This is a genomic window from Streptomyces sp. UG1, assembly GCF_049974585.1.
In the GTDB taxonomy this organism is placed as follows: Bacteria; Actinomycetota; Actinomycetes; order Streptomycetales; family Streptomycetaceae; genus Streptomyces.
On sequence record NZ_JBNGGG010000026.1, the window covers coordinates 58,738 to 79,929 of the forward strand.

Annotated in this window: 15 protein-coding genes and 5 pseudogenes; 10 read left to right on the top strand and 10 right to left on the bottom strand. The window is 69.1% G+C overall.

Features of this window, described 5'->3' with window-relative positions; all coding sequences use genetic code 11:
- Positions 1-9: 9 nt before the first annotated feature.
- From ACP4J3_RS27580 to ACP4J3_RS27600, 5 genes are all read right to left on the bottom strand, one after another.
- Positions 10-798: a slipin family protein gene (locus ACP4J3_RS27580; RefSeq protein ID WP_426538744.1), complete on the bottom strand. Its 789-nt coding sequence runs from the start codon at positions 796-798 to the stop codon at positions 10-12.
- Entirely contained in the window at positions 795-2,087 is a 1,293-nt protein-coding gene (locus ACP4J3_RS27585) for an NfeD family protein (RefSeq protein WP_426538745.1), read from the bottom strand. The genes ACP4J3_RS27580 and ACP4J3_RS27585 overlap by 4 nt, the downstream gene beginning before the upstream one ends.
- Positions 2,088-2,529: 442 nt before the next feature.
- Positions 2,530-2,742 (bottom strand): hypothetical protein, encoded by a 213-nt coding sequence (locus ACP4J3_RS27590; RefSeq protein WP_426538746.1) that lies wholly within the window; start codon positions 2,740-2,742, stop codon positions 2,530-2,532.
- 172 nt (positions 2,743-2,914) lie between these two features.
- Positions 2,915-4,237 (bottom strand): acyltransferase family protein, encoded by a 1,323-nt coding sequence (locus ACP4J3_RS27595; RefSeq protein ID WP_426538747.1) that lies wholly within the window; start codon positions 4,235-4,237, stop codon positions 2,915-2,917.
- Between the two features lie 485 nt (positions 4,238-4,722).
- On the bottom strand, positions 4,723-5,139 hold the full coding sequence (locus ACP4J3_RS27600) for a DUF3040 domain-containing protein (RefSeq protein WP_426538833.1): 417 nt from the start codon (positions 5,137-5,139) through the stop codon (positions 4,723-4,725).
- Between the two features lie 109 nt (positions 5,140-5,248).
- Between ACP4J3_RS27600 and ACP4J3_RS27605 the strand changes: the two are divergent.
- From ACP4J3_RS27605 to ACP4J3_RS27615, 3 genes and pseudogenes are all read left to right on the top strand, one after another.
- Positions 5,249-5,905: pseudogene (locus ACP4J3_RS27605) on the top strand (substrate-binding domain-containing protein); the annotation flags it as partial.
- Positions 5,906-6,002: 97 nt separating this feature from the next.
- Positions 6,003-6,344: pseudogene (locus ACP4J3_RS27610) on the top strand (Gfo/Idh/MocA family protein); the annotation flags it as partial.
- Between the two features lie 129 nt (positions 6,345-6,473).
- Entirely contained in the window at positions 6,474-7,265 is a 792-nt protein-coding gene (locus ACP4J3_RS27615) for a hypothetical protein (protein WP_426538748.1), read from the top strand.
- Positions 7,266-7,546: 281 nt separating this feature from the next.
- On the opposite strand, the pseudogene ACP4J3_RS27620 reads toward ACP4J3_RS27615, so the two are convergent.
- Together ACP4J3_RS27620 and ACP4J3_RS27625 are read right to left on the bottom strand one after the other, a co-directional pair.
- Positions 7,547-7,957, bottom strand: a pseudogene (locus ACP4J3_RS27620) (alpha/beta fold hydrolase); the annotation flags it as partial.
- An 8-nt stretch (positions 7,958-7,965) separates the two neighbouring features.
- On the bottom strand, positions 7,966-8,745 hold the full coding sequence (locus ACP4J3_RS27625) for an SDR family NAD(P)-dependent oxidoreductase (protein WP_426538749.1): 780 nt from the start codon (positions 8,743-8,745) through the stop codon (positions 7,966-7,968).
- A gap of 291 nt (positions 8,746-9,036) precedes the next feature.
- On the opposite strand from ACP4J3_RS27625, the pseudogene ACP4J3_RS27630 reads away from it, so the two are divergent.
- Positions 9,037-9,225, top strand: a pseudogene (locus tag ACP4J3_RS27630) (transposase); the annotation flags it as partial.
- 326 nt (positions 9,226-9,551) lie between these two features.
- Here ACP4J3_RS27630 and ACP4J3_RS27635 read toward each other — a convergent pair.
- A complete protein-coding gene (locus ACP4J3_RS27635; RefSeq protein WP_426538750.1) occupies positions 9,552-10,052 on the bottom strand; it encodes a hypothetical protein in 501 nt (166 codons plus the stop codon).
- A 320-nt stretch (positions 10,053-10,372) separates the two neighbouring features.
- Here ACP4J3_RS27635 and ACP4J3_RS27640 point away from each other — a divergent pair, with 320 nt between their 5' ends.
- On the top strand, positions 10,373-11,881 hold the full coding sequence (locus ACP4J3_RS27640; protein ID WP_426538751.1) for a flavin-containing monooxygenase: 1,509 nt from the start codon (positions 10,373-10,375) through the stop codon (positions 11,879-11,881).
- A gap of 186 nt (positions 11,882-12,067) precedes the next feature.
- Entirely contained in the window at positions 12,068-12,844 is a 777-nt protein-coding gene (locus ACP4J3_RS27645) for an SDR family oxidoreductase (protein WP_426538752.1), read from the top strand.
- Positions 12,845-12,896: 52 nt separating this feature from the next.
- Here the strand turns inward: ACP4J3_RS27645 and ACP4J3_RS27650 are convergent, their stop codons facing one another.
- Positions 12,897-13,775, bottom strand: coding sequence for a LysR family transcriptional regulator (locus ACP4J3_RS27650; RefSeq protein ID WP_426538753.1), 879 nt, complete (start codon positions 13,773-13,775; stop codon positions 12,897-12,899).
- 217 nt (positions 13,776-13,992) lie between these two features.
- Here ACP4J3_RS27650 and ACP4J3_RS27655 point away from each other — a divergent pair, with 217 nt between their 5' ends.
- Together ACP4J3_RS27655 and ACP4J3_RS27660 are read left to right on the top strand one after the other, a co-directional pair.
- A complete protein-coding gene (locus ACP4J3_RS27655) occupies positions 13,993-14,289 on the top strand; it encodes a hypothetical protein (RefSeq protein WP_426538754.1) in 297 nt (98 codons plus the stop codon).
- Positions 14,290-14,353: 64 nt separating this feature from the next.
- A pseudogene (locus tag ACP4J3_RS27660) lies at positions 14,354-14,642 on the top strand (dihydrofolate reductase family protein); the annotation flags it as partial.
- A gap of 70 nt (positions 14,643-14,712) precedes the next feature.
- On the opposite strand, the gene ACP4J3_RS27665 reads toward ACP4J3_RS27660, so the two are convergent.
- A complete protein-coding gene (locus tag ACP4J3_RS27665) occupies positions 14,713-18,366 on the bottom strand; it encodes a LamG-like jellyroll fold domain-containing protein (RefSeq protein ID WP_426538755.1) in 3,654 nt (1,217 codons plus the stop codon).
- 392 nt (positions 18,367-18,758) lie between these two features.
- On the opposite strand from ACP4J3_RS27665, the gene ACP4J3_RS27670 reads away from it, so the two are divergent.
- A complete protein-coding gene (locus ACP4J3_RS27670; RefSeq protein ID WP_426538756.1) occupies positions 18,759-19,796 on the top strand; it encodes a LacI family DNA-binding transcriptional regulator in 1,038 nt (345 codons plus the stop codon).
- A 132-nt stretch (positions 19,797-19,928) separates the two neighbouring features.
- Complete coding sequence (locus ACP4J3_RS27675) at positions 19,929-21,173, top strand: sugar ABC transporter substrate-binding protein (RefSeq protein ID WP_426538757.1); 1,245 nt, start codon at positions 19,929-19,931, stop codon at positions 21,171-21,173.
- The last annotated feature ends 19 nt before the right edge of the window (positions 21,174-21,192 follow it).

The window sequence follows — 21,192 nt, forward strand, 5'->3', positions numbered from 1 at the left end:
GGCCTTGGCCTATTCGCGCGCGGCGCGCAGCCGTTCTTCGATGTCGGGGCGGAGCGTGTCGACGAGGCGGAGGATCTCCATCGGCAGCGGGAAGATGAGGGTGGAATTCCGATCGGAGGAGATCTCGGCCATCGTGGACAGGATCCGCAGATGGAGGGCTGCGGGGTGCCTTTCGAGCCGTTCGGCCGCGTCGCTCAGCGTCTCGGCGGCCTCGAACTCGCCCTTGGCGTGGATGACCTTGGCGCGCCGGTCGCGTTCGGACTCGGCCTGGCGGGCCATGGCGCGCCGCATGGCCTCCGGCAGCTCGACGTCCTTGACCTCGACCAGGGTGACCTTCACGCCCCAGGGGTTGGTCACCTCGTCGATGATCCGCTGCAGCCGCTGGTTGATCTCGTCCCGGTTCACCAGCAGTTCGTCGAGGTCGACCTGGCCGAGGATGCTGCGCAGGGTCGTCTGGGCGATCTGCGAGGTGCCCTTGATGTGGTCCTCGATCGCGACGACGGAGCGGTTGGGGTCGACGACGTTGAAGTAGGTGACGGCGTTGACCCGGACGGTGACGTTGTCCTTGGTGATGACGTCCTGCGGCGGGATGTCCATGGTGATGGTCCGCAGGGACACGCGGACCATGCGGTCGACGAACGGGATGATGACGAACAAGCCTGGGCCTTTGGCGCCGATGATGCGGCCGAGGCGGAAGATCACTCCGCGTTCGTACTCGGGGACGATCTTCACGGCCATCAGCAGCAGAATCAGCACGACCGCGGCGGCGATGACGATGGCGACGATTGCCGAACTCATGACGGGTCCCTTTCGGTAGGGCGCCGGTCCTCGGGCGGTCCGGCGCGCTCGACGACGAGGGTGAGGTCTTCCTGGTCCACGACCCGTACCGGCTGCCCTTCGGGGATCGGGGCCCGGTCGCGGCTGCGTACGGACCACCAGGCACCGTCCAGGAGGACCTGCCCGGTACCGGCTTCGGCGCGGCGCACCACGGCTTCCCGGCCGACCAGGGCCTGCGGTCCGCCGGCCGGCGGAGTGCGGCGCGCCCGCCAGGCCAGGCGACCGGCGAGCAGGGCGCCCGCACCCACCACGACGGCGGTCGGCCACAGCACGGCCGGATCGACCTCGACGCCGGAGCGGAAGAGGAACATCCCGGCGAGCAGCAGGCTGACGATGCCCCCGGCGGCGAAGACACCGAGCCCCGGGGTGAGCACTTCGCCGACGAGCAGGGCGGCGGCCAGGAGCAGCAGGAGCAGGCCGGCCCAGTTGACGGGCAGCACGCTCAGCGAGATGAATCCGAGGACCAGCAGGAGCGTCCCGGCGATGCCGGCGATGCCGGCGAAGCCGATGCCGGGGCCGGCCAGCTCGTACAGGACCGCGAGCGTCCCGATGGAGAGGAACAGATAGGCCAGCTCGGGCCTGGCCAGAAACTGACGCAGCTCACCGAAGAACCCAAGGTCGTGGCCCACCACCCGGGCTCCGGCCGTACGCAGGGTCACCTCGTCCCCCGGCCCGAGCGTCACCCGGCGTCCATCCAGCCGGTCGAGGAGGTCAGCGCGTGTGGTCGCCCGGACATCGGCCACGTCCGTCGACAGTGCCTCCCGGTCGGAGATCGAGACGCCCCGGCGCACCATGTCCTCGGCGAACTGGGTGCTGCGTCCGCGCCGCTCGGCTATCGACACGGCGAAGGCGGTTGCGTCGTTGACCACCTTCTCGCTCGCCTTCTCGCCCTCCCCGGTCACCGGGGTGCCGGCGCCGACATGAGTCCCCGGCGCCATGGCCAGGACGTGAGCCGACAGGCCGATATAAGCGCCGGCCGAGGCGGCACGCGCACCGGAGGGCGTCACATGAACGACGACCGGGACGTCCGCGCCGAGAAACGTCTGGACGATCTCCCGCGTGGACTCCAGCAGCCCGCCCGGCGTGTCGATCTCGATCAGGAAGGCGGCATGTCCGTCGCGTTCCGCGGTGCGCACCCCGTCCTTGAGGTAGGCGCTGATCACCGGCGTGACGGTGTCGTCGACCCGCGCCGCCAATACCGTCGGCTGCTGTGCGGCCGACGACCATGGCAGGCCGATGAGCCACGGCACCCAGCAGAGCCCAGGCGAGAATCCGGGTCGGTGACCGGGTGTGGCCTCGGGGCACGGGAATCCCCTCGTCAGTATCACGTCCATCTGCCTGCACAGAGACGGTCGAGGTGGCGGGAAGAGCCAGCGGACAGCGGCCCGAGTACCCCGGGCGCGGTTGGCGACGCCGACTGCCGCCACACGCACCCGACAGTGACAAGGCTCCCTGCCCCGGCAACTCGGGCCACCTGAGCGGCGTGGACTGTCGCGGCCCTTTGCTCGTATGTCTGCTCACCGCGATCCTGACGGGGCTCGCTCGCGTGGAGCCTCCAGCCGGCAACTCTCGGCCCGCCCCGCTGGAGCATGACCTAACGGATCCACGGCGTGTCTGGCACGGGCTGCGCTGCTTGTTTGGCGGGCTCCTACTCGCTGTCCGGGACGTCCGAGAGCGGCTGTGAGGCTGCCGTCACCGGGCGCAGCCGACGTCCAGCACTTCGATCACGTCACCATGGACGGTGTAGACGAGCCAACACCATTCACCGAACGCCGCAGCCAGCTGCGGGGGCTGTGCCGTCGCGTCCTGGGCCACCGCCGTGATGAGCGTGATGATCTCCTCATGCACGTCGTCCGGGACGTCGAACAGCACGTTGGCAGCCCGCTGGATCAGTTCGACTTTCATTTCGCTTCGCCCCCCGCGGACGGCAGGAGCAGCACGGCATGGAACTCTGGTACTCCATCCGGGCCTGTGCACGGACTACGACCAGACTTCCCCGAACGTACTGATTCCACCATCCCTGCCCGTGTGGGGGCTTACCTGAGCCCGGCCGCAGCCTCGGCACCGGCCCTCCGGCTCAGCTGTGCCGTCGGCGGGCGAACCGCAGCACGGCGGCCCCGGTGAAGTAGGCGGCCAGGGCCAAGGTGGGCAGACCGGCTGGTCCCTGGCCGCGTTCGGCCAGGGCGATGCCGAGCAGCCCGGCCAGTACGCCGGCCACTCCGGTGAGTGTGAGCAGGGCCGCCTGTACGCCGGTCGCATCGCCAGGCCCGGGGCGAGGGCCTCTGCGTCGCTCGATGCGTCCGAACACGGCGACGAGCACCATGAGGATCAGGGCCAGCACGAGGAGCCACGGGATGCGCAGCGCCAGCCAGGCCGGTGACCCCGGTTGGGGTTGCGGCAGCAGTCCGGTGGGGTACAGCGCCAGGACGCCCAGTACGGCGGCGGTCAGGTGCCACAGGAACAGGGTCATGATCACGGAGTTGACCGCCACCACGGTCGTCCACGGGGTCAGACGGCGCAGCCACCGACGGGCCGGGGCGTGCAGCAGCAGTGCCAGGCCGGTCTGGACGGTGGCCAGCGCCAGCAGCGCCAGTGTGGGAGGCGCGGTGTTCTGGATCTCCTGGCCCGCCACCCCGACCATGCTGACCGGATACGGGCCTACCACCGTCAGCAACACCAGGGCCACGAGTCCGGCCCCGATGAGCGGGAGCGCGACCCCGCGCCGGTCGGGCAGCCGCCCGTCCCGCCAGGCGAAGCCGATCTGGTGCACGGCCAGCCAGGCGAACAGGAAGTTGCCCTCTCCCACGTAGGGGATGTTCAGTCCCATCCGTGCCGCATCCCCCAGACCGACCAGGGCGGTCAGCACGATCGGTACGGCCAGCCCGTACCGGCGGTGCAGGGCGAGCATCGGCGGGGTGAGCACGATGACGGCCAGGTAGGCGGTGAGGAACCACAGCGGGATGGTGGCCAGCCAGACGGCGGTGCCGATCAGGTCGGGATCGGCGCCGAACCCCCTGGCCACGAGGCCGCCGGTGGCCAGCACGGCCAGCAGCGCGGTGGTGGGGCGGACGAGACGGTCGGTGCGACGCAGCACCCAGCCGGAGGCGCCCCCGCCCTGCTCGTGGTGGGAGTCCAGGGAGGCCGCGTTGGCGAAACCACCGACCAGGAAGAAGACCGGCATGACCTGGAACAGCCAGGTGAAAGGACGCGTCCATGGCACGAGCGCCAGCACGGAGTCGCCGCGCAGCGTCCCGTCGTAGGTCACGTGCACGGCCAGCCAGTGGCCGACCACCACGGCGACGATTGCGACGGCGCGCAGGAGATCGACATGGCGATCCCGATGCGCCGGGGTCTGCTCGGCCAGCCGACGCAGTTCCCGCAGGATGGAGAGTGCGCTCATGTCCCTTGGCCAACGGGCGGTACACGGGTCCGCCGCCCGAGGATGGTGCCCCGTTCGCCCCGTTCGGGCGTGCGAAGGACGTTGTCCCCGTGACCTCCACGCTCTCGCCATCTCCAGCGCAAGGGAAGACACCGCTCAACGGGCCCGCGCCGACCCGATGCCGTGGACGTCCTCGTCGCCTTGCACCGGCGTCGTCGGCGCGGTCGCACTGGTCTCGGCATGCCACCGTCCCCACTTACGCCACGTCCTGAGCACGGTCCTGCCGTCGAGCGCCGGGCGTCACCTGCTGGCCTGCGCACGTCACAGCGCGCGTCCACGGTCAGTGCTCAGGTGTAGGAAGGAGGACGGTAGACCAGCCTGTTGATCAATCGGCTGTCCGGTGCTGCAGCCTCAGTGACAGCTCGTCTCTGAATAGCGTGCCATGGATTCAATGCCAAATGTTTGAACCGTCACCGTGGCCTCGCGGGCGTGGCAGATGGATTTCTTTAGTATGATCCAACCCGCTTGGGCGGGAGTGGATCTGCTGGGATGACTCGAAGTTGTTCACGGAGAGTTTGATCCTGGCTCAGGACGAACGCTGGCGGCGAGGCAGTCACCCTGCGTCGACAATAGTCCGTGGCCGCCCATACGACAGTCCAAGCCCGTCGGCCTCGGGTGACTCGCGACATAACGGCTATAGCGACGACCGCCGAGAACATGAGGCCGCCGAGCGCGGGCTGGAACACGGTCAGCGCGGATCCTGCGACAACGCCGAGACAACAGAACACCCAGAGGTGCTCGGCCTTCCCGCCGGGCCGAATGGTAAAGGCGTCGAATTCCGCCGCGAGTTGCCGGTCCTCGCGCAGGGAAGCCTCTATCTCCCGAAGGATGCGCGCCTCGCGCCTCGCGCCCCGTCGGTGGATCCCCCTTCCCGCAAGTGACGGGCGAGCCCACGGGCGGCGACAGCCACACCGCCATGGAGCTGTTCCGCGCCGCGTTCACCCTCTGATCCCCACCCTGAGCCGCACAGCCGGCGCGATGAAGGGCACCGTGGCCGAGGCGGTGCAGGCCGGTATCCCCGTGGTCGGCTTCAACTCCGGTGTGGACGACTGGAAGAAGCAGGGCCTGCTCGAGTACTTCGGCCAGGACGAGAGGGCCGCGGGCGAGGCGGTCGGGAAGAAGCTGAGTTCCTCGGTGCCAAGAAGGTCGCCTGTGTCATTCAGGAACAGGGCCAGGTCGCCCTCGAGGCACGCTGCGCGGGCGTCAAGAAGGGCTTCTCGGGCACGACGGAAAGCCTGTTCGTCAACGGTGCAGACATGCCGTCCGTGCAGTCGACCATCACCGCCAAGCTCAAGCAGGACCCTTCCATCGACTACGTCGTCACCCTCGCCGCCCCCGGTCGCGCTGACCGCCACACAGGCGGTGTCCGACGGCGGCAGCAAGGCCAAGGTCGCCACCTTCGACCTCAACAAGGAACTCGTGAAGGCGATCCAGGACGGCAGCATCCAGTTCGCCGTCGACCAGCAGCCCTATCTGCAGGGCTACCTGGCGGTCGACTCCCTCTGGCTCTACAAGAACAACGGCAACTACAGCGGCGGCGGCGTCGCGCCCGTGCTGACCGGCCCGGCCTTCGTCGACAAGGCCAACGTCGCAACCGTCGCCACGTTCGCCGCCAAGGGAACACGGTGACGGGTACGCCCCGGGGCACGGCCGGACCCGCGTGGGTTCGGCCGGCCCACGGCTGACCGTCACCGCCGCCCCCCCAACCTCCAAGGCAAGGAATCACATGACCCACCACACCTCCCTTGGAGTCGCTGTGGCCGACGTCGTCGACGTCGACATCGATCGCGCCAAGACGGTCGCCGCCGACGTCGACGGATGCGCGGCCTATGGCGACGTCGCCGAAGCGATGGCCTCACCCGACGTCGACGCGGTGGTGCTCGCCTCCCCGGGCGTCGCCCACGAGGCGGCACTGCTCACCGCGTTCGAGCACGATCTGCCCGTCCTGTGCGAAAAGCCCCTCACCCCCGACGCCGTCTCCGCACTGCGTGTGCTGGAGGCCGAGCAGCGGCTCGGCCACCGCCGGGTGCAGGTGGCCTTCATGCGCCGCTACGACCACGAGTACCTCAATGCAGCCTCTTCCACGCCCTGGACGACGTGCTCGGCCTGGATCTGCCCCGCAGGCGGTTCGGGAGGAGACGGTGAGGGACACCCGGGGGCACGCTAGGCTGCGGTTCTTCGGCGGATGGGGCATGGCATGTGGCAGCGGGGGATATGGGTGGTCGTGCTCTGCGCGGCCCTGGTGGTCCTCGCCGGCTGCGGTTCCAAGACCGCCGGGACCGATGAGGAAGCGACTGGCGCGGCAACGGCCGCCGCCTGGACGCTCGCCGCTCCGATTCGCATCGACGGCGTCCGTACCGCCGACGGCGGCCGGTCTCTGGTGGTCGATGCCGAAGTACCCGACGGGGCACGCGACTGCGTGCGCGGCCTGCGCGGCGAGCTCGACACCGTCGAGCACGGCACGGTCTACGTGAAGGTCACGTACGAGACCCGTTCCCAGGACCAGGACTCCGGCTGCACCGGCACTCGGCGGGTCAAAGCGACGGTGAAGCTGGGCGAGTCCCTGGGCTCCCGCAGGGTCATGGTGAACAGCATGGACGTGTACACCTCCGTCGGTGCCACGCCACCCGCCCTGCGGCAATGCGGTGAGAACGGCTGCGATCCCACACCGCCGCGTTGCGCCTCGTCCTCGTACCGGCAGGCGGTCAACGACACGGACATCCCCAAGTACACGAGCTGGGAGGAACGCGGCTGCGACGACACGTGGCTGGTGCTGGACCTGTCGACCCGGATGGGGCCGGCGTGCGGTGACGCCGGCGCCGGATGCTCCTCCTCTGGCGTCTCCCAGCGCTGGTTCTACCGGGCCGAGTCCTCGGGCTGGCGGCCGGTCGCCACGAACGGCGATGCGGGGTGCGCCGGGATCCACAAAGTCCTGCCGGAACTGCCCGAGCGCCTCTGTGCGTCGCTGCCGCGGCTCGACCGCGGCTGATCCCCCGAGCCTGCGGCTGCTCGGTTACCCAACATCGCCCTGCTTCCTTTGGCCGGCGGGCAGTGGCACCACGGCGCAGAGGGGCCCCGGCTCGCCGCCGTGGCATCCCGCGCGGTCTGGAGCGGGTACCGGGTATGAGGGCCTATCCGATGGGCGAGTGCAGGCTGTCTCGTGGGGACTCCCCCCGGCCGTCGGTGGTGTGCCGGGAAGCTTGACGTACAGAGACGGCGACCAAGTCCGCGCCGTCACGCTCTCGGCGGAGTCCGGACTTCTACTGTCTAAGAACGCTGGGCGTTCTCCGCCAGCGAGCGGACCATCACCTCGCGGTCGAAGCGAGGCCACCATCCGCCGTCGCGTTCTTCCAGTCCGGCCGCCCAGCCGGCGCCGACCAGTCCACCGCCGAGGAATGCGGCTGCAGCTTCGCGTGAGGGAAACGGTGTCGGCCACGAGTCGAGCCATCCGCCGATGTCCGCGGGGCTGTTCGGGTTTGGACCGCCGGAGCCGGCCTCGACGAGCACGAGCGCGCGGACGAGTCCGGGGTGTGCGGCGGCGGTGAGCATGGCTGTGTGCCCGCCCAGCGACTGGCCGACCAGGCCGGGCGGCTGCAGCGCCAGCTGATCGACAACGGCGATGACGTCGGCGACGTAGGTCGTCAACCCTCCAAGTTCCCACTCAGGTCGTCTCGCATCGCCATGTGTGGCTATTCGGGGAACGGCCCGCGGACCGAGACTCCTCCGTCCAGCACGATCTGCTGGCCGGTGACGTAGCGCGCCTCGTCCGAGGCAAGGTAGACGGTCGCAGCGGCCATCTCCTCTGCCGTGCCGAAGCGGCCTGCTGGAATCTCAGGGAGCCATTCGCCGGTGGGGTTGGTGTTGCCGACGGCAGTGCTGATCGCCCCACCCGCGACGACATTCATCCGTATGCCGTCGGCTGCGTACTCGGCCGCGACAGTGCGCGCCAGGCTGTAAAGGCCGGCCTTTGCCGCGCCGTATCCGGCCTGCTTCGGCGCGGCCATGAATCCGGTGACCGAGCCGATGCTGACGATGTTCCCGCCGATTCCCTGTTCCAGGAACAGCCGAAGCACGCGCCGCACGGCGCGAGCGACGTAACGCAGGTTCACGTCATAGACGGTGTCCCAGTCCTCGTCCTCCATCTCGTGCAGCTTGACCGCGGGCACGAACGCCACTTGCCCGCCGACCACCGTGACCAGGGTGTCCAGCCCACCGAGTCGTTCGGCCGCGCCGACGATCATGTCTTCGAGCTGTTCACGGAAACGGACGTCGCCGCTCAACGCATGGGCGGTGTGTCCGGCCGCCCGCAACTCGTCTACCGCCTCGGTCGCCCTTGCGGCATCCACGTCAGCCACTGCCACTCCCGCCCCGGCGGCTGCGCAGGCACGGACGATGGCGCGGCCGATCCCTGCCCCGCCCCCACCGATCACCAGAGCCCGCTTGCCGTCGAGCCTGCTTGACCCGGCCATGCACCCTCCATCCTCGTCGAGTTGCCCAAGGCTATTAGCGCCCGGGTCCCAATCGCTGCGTCCGATGTATTGCGCATTCTGGTCAGGCTGGCGCATTGGGGTCGTCCCATCGCCTCACCGGAGCCGCCCTCTCCGGCTCTCCCCGGGGCGGTGGCTTGGCTGCCCCCTTCAGCCGCCAGGTGGAAGCGGCGGCAGGTCCCTCAAGCTGCCACGCGGAGGGGTGCTCCTGCTGCTCCGTCCCGGCGCCTGTGGCCTGCAGCGCGAACTCATGCCCCACAACGGCTCACACCGGTGGGTATCGGTCCGGACAGTGCCGTCACTCTCCTGATCACCATGGGAGACAACCTCGAGCGGCTGAACACCGAGGCGTCCTTCGCCGCCCTGTGCGGAGTCAGTCCCGTCGAGTGCTCCTCGGGCCGCTGGACCTCGCGCCGGCTCAACCATGGCGGCGACCGGCAGGCCAACGCCGCCCTGCACCGCAACCTGGGCAGGACGGGCTGCACCGATCGCCCGTTATAGGGGCATCCGTAATGGGAGTGTCCAAGGCTGAGAACCCGGTGCACAGCCCGACTCGTCTGCTTTTACTGCCCTTACCCGGGCAGGACACCAGACAGAGGGCAACGGGGCGGGTCATGGTCGCATGGGGCAAGCAGGGCTGCCTGCCACCGGCGGGTGATCGGACTTGGCCTCTGCGATCTCGCTCTGGGCAACGCCACTTGTCATCCCGTCGGGGAGCTGATGCCCCTTGAGCAGGCACTCGGGATGTGCCTCGTACCGACGGCGGCGGAGACTGGGCCCGTTGTTTTTCATCCGAGTTCGGACACGAATTCCTCTGTTGTCTTCCTGCGTCTCTCGGCCACCTGGAACTCCATCCGGCGCTCTCCTTCCGTGATGGTCAGGAGGCGTCCGTCCGACCGGAGTTCGGCAGACGTCGTGTCCAGGCAGGCCGACCGCAGTAGGCCGGTGGGGGTGTCGAGGAGCTTGTTGTAGGTCAGCACCAGGATGCGGCGTTCTGTGAGGACGACGAAGCAGCCACGGAGCGTGCGCAACACCACGACCGGGGATTCCGTGTCGTCGAGTAGTGCCTTGATCCGGTCTGGGTTCTTCCATGACTGCCCGCTGTAGTACGCGGTCCACCACGTCGCGATGGTGATCGAGTAGACGAGGAGCCCGTCCGTGACGTCGACGATGTTGATGAGCAGTACGGCGAGGAGGGGCACGCCCAGCCACGTCGTGGAGAGCAGGATCAACCGCATCCGTAGGGCGTGGTCGGCTGCGTGCCGTATTCGTAAGTCGATGTCACTCATGGCCCTGCCTTCGTCAGGTTAGGGGCATGTGACGTGCCGGGCGGTCGGAACTGCCCGGCACGTCAGATTCCCGTCAGTTTATGAATCGCCCGTACTTGGCGATGAGTGCGGGACGCCGGCCCCGACGAGGCCGGTGCCGCCCCAGATTGGGGTTGGCTTCGAGGCCGGTGGGGTCTTGGCTGAGGAGCAGCCCTTGACTCGGTCGTTGACCCCGTACGTCGTGTCCTGGGGTGTCGTCGTCACCGTCAGCTTCCGATGTCTCAGGCCCTTTGGCCATGCACCTGGGCATGGAGGTCCGCAACCGGGATGATGAGCGAGCGATGAGCGAGCTGGACGCGGCGATCACCATGGGGGAGTGGCAGCTGATGAGAGCGTGCGTTGTCGGGGCCGGCCCCGGGGGGATCGTCACCGCCAAGGTGTTGCTGGAGAACGGCTTTGACGTCACGGTCTTCGACAAGTACCAGCAGGTCGGCGGGATCTGGTCAGCACAGGGCTGCTATGACGGGCTGGCCAATCAGGCCGCGCTCCGGCTTTTCGAGTTCGCGGATCTGCCCAACCGCCTGCACTTCGCCGCCGCGGTGGACACGCAACGCTACCTGGAGGACTACGCAAAGACCTTCGGTGTGCTGGACCGCGTCCGACCCGGCACCGAGGTGACCTCCATCCGGCCGGTGGACGGGCCTGGGCGGGTGGGTGCGTGCGGTTGGCTGGTCGACGTTCGGCCCGCTGGGGACAAGGCGGCGGACGTTCATCGCGAATCATTCGACTACGTCGTTGTCGCCAGTGGGGCTCATCATCATGCCCGGCTGCCCGAGTTGCCCGGGCGTGAGTTGTTCCGTGGGAGCGTGCTGCACTCCAATGAGGTGCGGGCCGGGACATTCACAGGCCGGCGCGTAGTGGTTGTGGGCGGCGGCAAGTCCGCGTTGGACCTGATCACCCGCGCCGCACGCGAGGCGGTGTCGGCCACCATCGTGCAGCGCAAGGTGAACTGGATGGTCCCCGAGCGGCTTCTGCTCGGTCTGGTCGGCTACAAGTGGATCCTGTTCACCCGGCTCGGCGAGGCGCTCCTGCCCCGCTACCACGATCCCGCCTGCATCCGTCCGATCGACCGCATCGACGAGCGGGTCAAGCGGGCTCTGTGGTGGCTCATCGCCCGCGACATGCTGTTCTCCAGCGGGCTTTACCGGCTGCCGAAGCATTTGCGGCCCGCTCACGCGCTCCCCTTCCACCTGGCCCACGCAGGCGTGATGCCACGCGGATACGCGCGGGCGGTCCGCCGCGGCCTGATCGCCGCCAAGGTCAGTGCTGTCGAGGCGTACACCAACGAGGGGCTTCGACTGGCGACCGGCGAGGAAGTGGCGGCGGATGTCATCGTGTTCGCCACGGGGCACCACAAAGTCTTCCCGTTCCTGGATTCGAGCGTGCGCGTGCACGATGCCGCCGGGCGGCTGCGGCTCTACCGAGGCATCGTGCCACCCAGCGCCGACCATCTGGGGTTCGTCGGTTTCCGGCAGGTCTTCAACAACATCATGGGCGTGGAACTCACCGCGCACTGGCTGGCCTGTCATTTCCGAGATGCGCTGCGTACCACCCCGGGCGAGCAGGAGATGCAGGCGGCCATCGACGCTCGCCTGGCCTGGCAGGAGCAGGTGCTGCCCGGCTCCGGCGGCTACGACTTCGGACCCTACGACATCCACTGCGCGGACGAACTCCTGCACGACATGGGGCTACCGTCCCGCCGTGCCGGCAACCTGCTGGCCGAATACCTGCTTCCCGGCGGAGTGGCGCACCGCTACGCGGGTCTGACTCGATCGACTTCGGCGAGATGACTGCAGAGCATGTTCGGCCCGACCCTCCGCGAGCCCTACTGACCTGTCGAGGAACGCCGTGTCCCATGGAGGGACGGAGGTGCTATAGGAACTCCCTATAGCTCCTCCTGATATTTCGTCTTTGCCTCTCGTTCTTCTCCGCTCGTAGCGTGAAACCACAATTACACGATCGAGAGGACCGGTGGCATGACCACGATTCAGAGCGGATCGGAAACGCGGGAACTCGCGGGAAAGCGGGCTCTGGTCACGGGTGGCTCTCGCGGAATCGGGGCGGCCGTCGTGCGGCAATTCCTGGATGCGGGTGCCGAGGTGCTCACCACCGCCAGATCGGCGACGCGCACGGTGCCGGAGGGGGCCGCCTTCGTGGAGGCCGACGTGCGGACACCGGCCGGCGCGGAGAAGCTCGCCGCGGCCGCGCAGGAGATGCTCGGCGGGGTGGACATCGTGGTCCACAACGCGGGTGGGGGCCGGCCTCACGCGGGCGCCTCGGCCATCCCCGCCGAGGAGTGGCAGGACGCGCTGGACCTGAACTACCTGGCGGCGGTGCGGCTGGACTCGCTGCTGGTACCGGGGATGCGGGAACGGCGTTCAGGGATGATCGTGCATGTCTCCTCGGCCGCGGTCCTCACCCCGATCGGACCGTTCCTGCACTACGTGGCGGCGAAGGCGGCGCTGGAGACCTACAGCCGGGGACTGTCCCTGGAACTGGCCCCGTCCGGAATCCGGGTCAACACCGTGACTCCCGGCAGAGTCGCCACCCCCGGCGGGGAGGCGACGCGGGAGGAGTGGGCGCGCATGAACGTGGCGCCGAGCCAGACCAACGCCGACGACACCACCCCGCTGGGGCGCGACGGCCGGCCCGACGACATCGCCCACGCGGTGCTTTTCCTCGTGTCCGACCGGGCGAGCTGGCTGACCGGAAGCAATCTCGTCGTGGACGGCGGCGAATTCCCCAGGGGGTGATGCCAACGGAATTCCAAAACACCGGATTTGGCAATGGAAAATCGCGGAGGAATCAAGCGGACTCGGACCAGGTCTCCTTGCGCAGGAGGTCGAGCAGGGCCGCCTCCGCGGGGCCCGATCCGGGTCGGACCACGGCGATGACGGGCTGGGAGACGGCCGGGAACACCGGGCGAACGAGGTGCTCGTAACCGTTCGGCACCGCGGAGGCCGGGACGAGCGTCACCCCCAGCCCGTGGGCGGCCCAGCGCACGGCCGTCGCCGTCTGGGACACACGGGCGGCCGTGGTCGGGGTCAGACCGTTGTCCCGCAGCACGTTCAGCAGTACGCCGTCGAGCGCGCTGTCCCGGTCGAACCTCACCCATGACTCGCCCTGCAGGTCGCGCAGCTCGACCCGGTCCGCGGTGAGCTGCCGGTGGGCGGCGCCCAGCACCACGACGAACTCCTCGTCGCCGAGGTGGTGGGCGTCGGAGGGGCTTCGCTCACACGCCGCCATCAGGGCGAGGTTCAGTACCCCCCGGCGGCACAGCCGCTCCAGCTCGGCGGAGCTGGGCTCCTCGAAGACGGTGGCCTCCAACCGCGGGAAGCGGCGGCGCAACGCGCCCAGCGCGCCCGGCAACTGCCGCGTGCCGAACCCCATCTGCACCGCGACCACCAGCTCGCCCACCAGCTCATCGGCACCGGCCCGCGCCGTCGACCTCGCCCGCCGCGCCGCGCGCACCGCGACCTCCGCCTCCCGCAGAAACGCGCGGCCGACCACAGTGGGCACCAGTCCGGTCGGCGTACGGGCGAACAGCTGCACGCCGAGTTCCCGCTCCAGCCCGCGGATCTGCTGGGACACCGACGGCTGAGCAACGCGCAGCCGCTCCGCCGCGGCCGTCACCGAGCCCTCCTCGGCGATGGCCAGGGCGTACTCGAACTGACGAAGGCTCATCGGCTCTCGTCCCCTCCCCGCAGCGGACGCGGTTCCCCGCTGTAATCGTGTGACAGCAAGCAACCCGGTTCCACTGGCGAAGATTCCCGTAGAGGGCCGGGGCCTGCGTGAATGCCTCGCGCGCTGACCCTTCGTGTGCATGCCCCGCCGCTCGACCGGTTCATCGACGGCATCTACTGCCTGACCGGGGCGCCGCGTCACATTCAAGCCCTGGGGGATGTCACTAGTCGTCGGCGTGCCGACGAGCGAGCTGCGGGACCGATGGGTCCCGGTCGCCGCGCTGACCGATGCCGCCGGGGTGAGCAGCAGTCACCTGGCCGCGCGGTTCAACGCCCTGCGCCCGGTCGACTGGTCGGAACTCGCCCATACGGCGGGCCACTTCGACCAGGACCACTTCAGCAGGGGATTCAAGAACTTCATCGGCCACACCCCGGCGCAATACCTGGCCCTGCGGCGCCGATTCCCCGCCGCCCCGCGGTTTCCGCCGGACAGCGGTCCGATGCCCGCCGATTGATTTACAAGCCTGGTCGCCCCTCGCGGCGACAAGATCCGGGAGGGAGGGGGAGGGTATTGTGCAAGACTCGATCGGCACCATCGTGATGGGCCGCCACCTGTTCGACCCTGGTGAACGGCTGGGAGGGCCATCCACCGATGGGTGACCATGTGGTCGTGGTGTCCCGTGACGTGGGCGGCCAGACCTTCGCGGCCGGCCTGGTGGACGAGGTCGCTGTGGACGTGGTGCCGGTGACGTTCGGGTCGGGTAAGCGCTACTTCGGCGGTGTCGACGGGCAGCACTTGCTGGAGGATCCCCGCGTGGTCATCCAGGGCGACGGAGTACTGCATCTGAGGTTTCGGGTATGCCGCTAGAGATTTCTGCCGAGTGCCGCATGCCGACAACGTCCTCGGCATGCGGCACTCGGGGCCGGTGGTGATGATCTCAGCGCGCCTCGCGCGCGTACGGCGCGATCGTGATCCGGTCGATCAGGGGTGCGTAGCGGGAGCGCAACGGTACGCCGGGGAAGGTGTCCGAGGCGTAGGTGGTGCCGTCGAAGTTCGGCAGTTCCTCGGAGCGGAAGGTGATCGTGTTCTGGCCCTTCGTGAGCTGGACGGGGACGGTCAGCTCCCAGAAGTTGTTCTGGTGGAAGCTGTGCGGGAAGCCGACGCGCCGCTTCTCGCCGCCGTTGACGGTGATGTCGGCGTGCCGGGCGAGCGGGTCCGGGTTGTAGTGGGTGGCCTCGGCCTGCTCGGGGTTGGAGTAGCGGATGCGCAGCGCGTACAGGCCGGGCCGGTCGGCGGTGACCGTGAAGGTGGCGGTGTTGCCGTTGCCCGGCTCGCCGCCGACGCCGGTGATCGCCGTGCCCTCGGTGGCCAGCGAGAGCGGGGTGAGCGCGGCCGAGCCCGCGAGGTCGGCGTCCTTGGCCTCGTACGTACGCGCCGGGAGCATGTCCTCGGTGGGAGTGACCGTGAGGCGGTCGACGAGGGTGGCGGTCGAACCCCCGGTCAGCGTCACCTTGTTGACGCCGCCCGACAGGGAGACGGCCACGCTGCTGCGGCCCTTGGCGAGGCGCAGCACGTCGTGCCCGTTGACGGAGAGCCGGGCGCCCGTGCCGTCGAGGGTGTCGACCGTGAGGGTGGCCTCGCGGTCGGCGGGGGAGTAGACCCAGAACGTGGCCGTCTGGCCCTTCTTGAGCCGGCCCGCGCCCGAACCCGTGGCCGCCTGCTTCGGCAGGTCGTAGACGGGCCGCGCGCCGCCGTCCAGCCAGGCCAGTTCGCCCTCGTACACCTGCGTGCCGGCCGAGGCCTCCGGCAATGACAGGGTGAGGCGGTCGACGATGGCGTCGCCCTTGGTGGCGCGCTCGCCGTCGAGGCTCTTCGCGGCGAGAGTCAGGGTGTGCTTGCCCCGGGTGAGCTTGACCTTGGTGTCGGTGTGGTCCCACACCACCCACTTGTAGCCGAGCGGCAGATGCAGCTCCTGCTCGCTGTCCGCCTTGCCGTCCACCCGCAGGAAGACGTTGGTGGGGCCCTGCTCCTTCACCTTGTCGAAGGTGTTGAGGGAGTTGGCGAAGACGCTCAGGTCGTAGGTGCCGTCCTGCGGTACGTCCACGGTGAAGTCGAGCGTGACGTCGGAGCCGGTGCGCAGGCCGCCCACGTTGTAACCGCCCGAGGTGTAGAACTTCGACACGTCGCGGGGTGAGCCCTCCGGGCCGTTCTTCGAGTAGCCGGACCCGGTGTGGGCGGCGTCCTCCGCCTCGTACGACCCCTGCCAGCGCACGGGCGGCGACTGCGTGTCCTTCGCCTTCCCGGCCGGGCTGAGGACGATCTCGTACGCCGAGGACTCCTTCAGCGTCGGCAGCGCGCCGTCGCCGAAGTCGACGTCCACCGTGCCGTCGTCACCGACCTTCAGGTTCTGCTCGGCGAGCAGCTTCGGGCCCGAGTTGTCGCCGATCTGCCCGCTCCACTCGATCTCCCGGATCCAGGCGTGCACCTGGCTGCCGAAGACCGACTTCGGGACGCCCGCGAAGGTGATGTGGCCCTTGCCGGTGGAGCCGCCGAAGACCAGCCGGGACTGCTTCTTCTTCTCGTCGAGCGTGGCGACGCCCTGCATGGTGTAGTTCTCGCCCGGGAACGGCGGGTTCACCTTGACCGTGTGCCCGCTCATCGAGGCGTACGAGTGCAGCAGCCACCACTGGCCGTTGGCGCGGTTCGACTGCACCGCGGAGTCGGAGAGGTTGCCGTCGATGTTCCAGTACGCGATGTCGGCGTCCACCTTGGACTCCTCGATCGCGGACACCCACTGGATCATCTGGCCGGGGACCGAGGTGTGGTAGTTGAAGGCGTACTCGTTGATGTTGATGGGGAGTCGGGTGCCCTCGCGGTCGGTACCCTGGAACAGCTCCTTCTCCCATGCCCGGTACTTGGCGACGCTCGTGCGCACCGCCTCCGGGTGGCTCAGCTCGTGCCAGGTGATGACGTCCGGGAAGGTGTTCGCGGCCAGGGCGTGGGTGAGGAAGCCCTTCACCTGGTTGTAGAGGATGCTGGTGTTGGGGCCGGCAATGCGGGCGTCCGGCATCCTCGCCTTGATGAGCCGGTAGACGTCGTCCCAGGCGGCGAAGTAGTCGTCGGGGTCGTTCAGCCAACTGACCTTGTTGTAGCTCCACTCGCCGGTGCCGAACATGTTGCCCTCGGGCTCGTTGAACGGCACGAAGACGATGTTGTCCTGGTACTCCTCGGGCAGCTTCAGGACCTGGTCGACCTGCTCGGCGATCTTCTCCTTGTAGAGCTTGAGCTTCTCCTCGGGGGTGTCGCCGGGCCACTGGTAGGGGAAGCCGCGGTGGATGTCGGTCATGTAGATGTAGACATCGCCGTCGGTGGAGTCGGCGAGCGGCTTGACCACCTCCAGCGCGTCGGCCCCCGGGTGCTGCGGGCCGTCCTGCGCCTTCGTGGAGACCGTGCGCAGGCCCATGCCCTCGATGAGGTTGTTGGTGGGGACGTCCGGTCCGTACAGGCCGTAGAGGGTGCCGGAGGCGCCGCCGTGGAACGCGCCGGTGTCCGAGCCGAGGTCGACGGTGAGCTGCCCCTCGCGGACCACGGTGACGGTCGCCCGCACGTCCCGCCCGGCCGCCGTTCCGGCCACGGTGAACGTGCCCGGCCGGGCGTACTTCTCTGCCGGTACGGCGTCCCAGGTGACCGGCGTGTCGCGGTCGTAGCCGTCGGAGAAGGAGGAGCGGACGGCGGTGGGGAGGGAGGGGGCGGTTCCGGTGGTGGTCCGGACGTCGAAGGACGTCTTCGACAGCTCCTGGAGGGTCGGCACGGACTCGACCGTACCGGCTATCTGCTCGGCGCTCAGGGCCGAGTGCCACACGGTGAAGTCGTCGATCGCGCCCTTGAGCAGCGGATCCGGCCACAGGGACTTGCCGAGGTAGCCGGCGGCCGTGGCCGAGTCGTCCAGCAGCTCCTTGGCCTTGATGCCGGTCGCGGCGGAGGAGACCGCCACGCCGTCGAGGTAGGTGGTGAGCCGGCCGGCGGTGGTGTCGAGGGTGACGGCGACCGTCCGCCACTCGTTCGCGGGCAGCATCGCGTAGCCGCGCACCCGTGCCTCCGCTCCGCCACCGCCGGTCGTCACGGACGTCTGCAGCAGCCCGTCGCCGTTGTACGGGGTGCTGAAGAGGTACTTGGTGGTGTTGGTGCCGAGATCGAAGATCCGCTGCCAGGATGACTTGTCGCCGCTCCACTTCACGCGGGCGGAGACCGTCAGATCGGTCGCGTCGCCGATCACTTCGCGGGGCAGCCGGACGTAGGCGCCGTCGGAGGTGTGCGCCCCGCCGGGCAGGGCCAGCGCCTTGCCGCCGTCCGTGCTCGCCACGGACTGCGCGGTGGAGCCGTTGACCAGGGTCGCCGTCAGGCCGTTGCCGGAACTGTCGGTGATCTTTCCGGAGGCGAGGTCGTCCTGGTCGAAGCTGTAGTGGGCGGCGGGCTGGGGTGGCTCGGCCGCCTGAGCGGGGACGGCGGGTGCGGCCAGCAGGCCCGCGCCGAGGGTCAGTGCCACGGCGGCCGGGGCTCGGCGCCGGGCGTGTCTGTCAGCGGATGGCATGGATCGCGTCCTCAATCCTTGAGTAAGGGGTTCCGGGCGGCCCGAGTATGCGTCGAACCGGTTCGACATCCGGCGGTCGGCGGCTCAAGAAAATGCCGGGCGGCGGGGATGACCGCGCCCTGGCCTGCGGTGCCTGTCAGGAACTGACCCGCTGCTGCCGGAAGGATCACTTCATCGAACCGGTTCGGCGAAGCTAGCACCGAGACAATCGACCAGCAATCCCTTGGACACAAGGATCTCCGAGTCCTCGGTCGGTTCGCGCAAGTGCGGTCAGAGGTGTTGACAGGCGGTCGGACGGTTCCTACCTTCACTTCACGCGAACCGGTTCGACGACCGGGTGTCACTCTTCAAGGTGTCGAACCGGTTCGAGATCTTCGAGCAAGGAGTCCCACGTGAACATCGGTGAGATCGCCCGGCGAGCCGGTGTCTCGCGGAGCACCGTGTCCTACGCGCTGAGCGGCAAGCGCCCGGTGTCGGACGAGACCCGGCGCAAGATCCAGGAGGTCATCGACGAGCTGGGCTACCGGCCCAACGCCAGCGCACGCGCCCTGGCCAACGGCCGGACCAGCACCATCGGCCTGGTCTTCCCGCCGGCCGGCAACCACTACACCGGGATGCAGCTCGACTTCATCGGCAGCGTGGTGGAGGCCGCGGCGGCGTACGACTACGACGTGCTGCTGTCGCCGAGCGGTGTGGACAGCGACCGCTCGTTCCAGCGGCTGCTGGGGGAGCGGCGCGTCGACGGCGCGATCCTCATGGAGATCAGGCTGGAGGACGACCGGGTCGATCACCTGGCCGCCCTGGACTTCCCTGCCGTCGCCATCGGCCGCACCGCCCATCCGGAGGGCGGCTGGTGGGTCGGCCTGGACCACACGGCGCTGGCGGCCGCTTGCGTCCACCACCTCGCGGACCTCGGCCACCACAGGGTCGCCTTCGTCAACCGGCCCGAGCAGTTGCTGCGGGCGGGATACGAGTCGGCGCACCGGGGACTGGACGGGTTCACCAAGGCCGCGGCCGAGCGCGGGCTGACGGTGCGGACGTACTGCTGCGGGGACGATGCCGCCTCGGGCCAGGCCTGCCTGGAGCGGATCCTGCATGACGACCCGGCCACCACGGCCCTGGTCACGCTCAACGAGGCCGCCCTGGGCGGCCTCTACCGAGGGCTCGCCCGGGCCGGGCGCCATGTGCCGCGCGACTTCTCCGTCACCGGAGTCGTGGCCGGCCGCTGGGCGGAGACGGTGACCCCGCAGCTCACGGCGGCCGACGTGCCGGCGCCGCAGATGGGGCACCTGGCCGTCGAACTGCTCGTCGAACGGCTCGACCATCCCGGCGCGCCGCCCAGGCACCATCTGCTCATGCCTCCTATCTCGCTGCGGGCCAGCACCGGGCCCGCAGCCGGCAGGCCGTCCGCCGAAGCCCCGGGCGCCTGACGACATCACCGCTCCCTGTCCCTTCCTCCCTTCCCGAGTACGCCAGTTGCCGCACCGTCGCACTTCGACGTGCCCGCCTCCCCTACATCGCCCCTCCCACGGCACCTCCATGCCGAGAACGAAGGACCCGCCATGCACAGCTCCTCCGGACGACGGACCCTCGTCGCCGCTGCCCTGTCGACCGTCGTCGCCGTCGTCGGCACCGCCTGCTCCTCCGGTTCGGGCAGCAGCGACGCCAAGGGCGCCGACAGCGGCACGTACACCATCTGGGACCCGTACCCGCAGTTCGCCAAGGACTCGGACTGGGTGAAGCTGCTCGACAAGTGCGGCACCGAAGCCGGTGTGAAGATCAAGCGGACCGGATTCGACACCAGCGACCTGGCCAACAAGACGCTGCTGGCGGCGCAGCAGGGCAACTCCCCGGACGTGCTGATCGTCGACAACCCGGTGGTGTCCACCCTGGCCGAGGCGGGCGTGCTCACCACGACCGAGGAGAACAAGCTCGACACCTCGAAGGTCGACCCCAACCTGCTCGCGGCCGGACAGTCCGGCGGGAAGACGTACGGCACCCCGATCGGCGCCAACACCCTCGCCCTCTACTACAACAAGAAGGTCCTGACGGAGGCCGGGGTCGACATAGCCTCGGTCAAGGACTGGAAGTCGCTCACGGCGGCGCTGGAGAAGGTCAAGAAGGCCGGCAAGAAGGGCATCACGTTCTCGGCGATCGGCACCGAGGAGGGCAGCTTCCAGTTCCTGCCGTGGTTCTGGGGGGCGGGCGCGAAGCTGACCGAACTCGACTCCGCCGAGGCCGTCTCGGCGCTGTCCCTGTGGACCGACTGGATGAAGAAGGACTACGCGCCCAACTCGGTCATCAACAACACCCAGACCACGAGCTGGCAGGAGTTCGCGAGCGGCGACTACGCCTTCGCCGAGAACGGCACCTGGCAGCTCGCCAATGCCGAGAAGGCGGGCTTCGACTACGGCGTCCTGCCCATCCCCGGCGCCGACGGGGGCAACGCCGCCGCCCCGACCGGCGGCGAGTTCGTCACCCTCCCGGTCCAGGAGGACACCGGCCGCTACGCCACCGCCCAGAAGGTGGCGACCTGCCTCACCAGCGCCCAGAACATCTACGACACCGACACCACCCTCTCCTACGTGGCCCCCACCGGCGAGGTCCAGGACAAGCAGGTGGCGGCGAACGCCGAGCTGAAGCCGTGGGTCGACGCGGTCAAGTCGGCCAAGGGACGCACCAGCGACGACCTGGGCACCAAGTACCCCAAGATCTCCGAGCAGATGTGGAAGGCCGTCCAGTCCGCCCTCAGCGGCTCCAAGTCGCCCGAGGAGGCACTGGCCGAGGCCCAGTCCGCCGTCAAGTAGCCGGCACCCCCGGACCGCA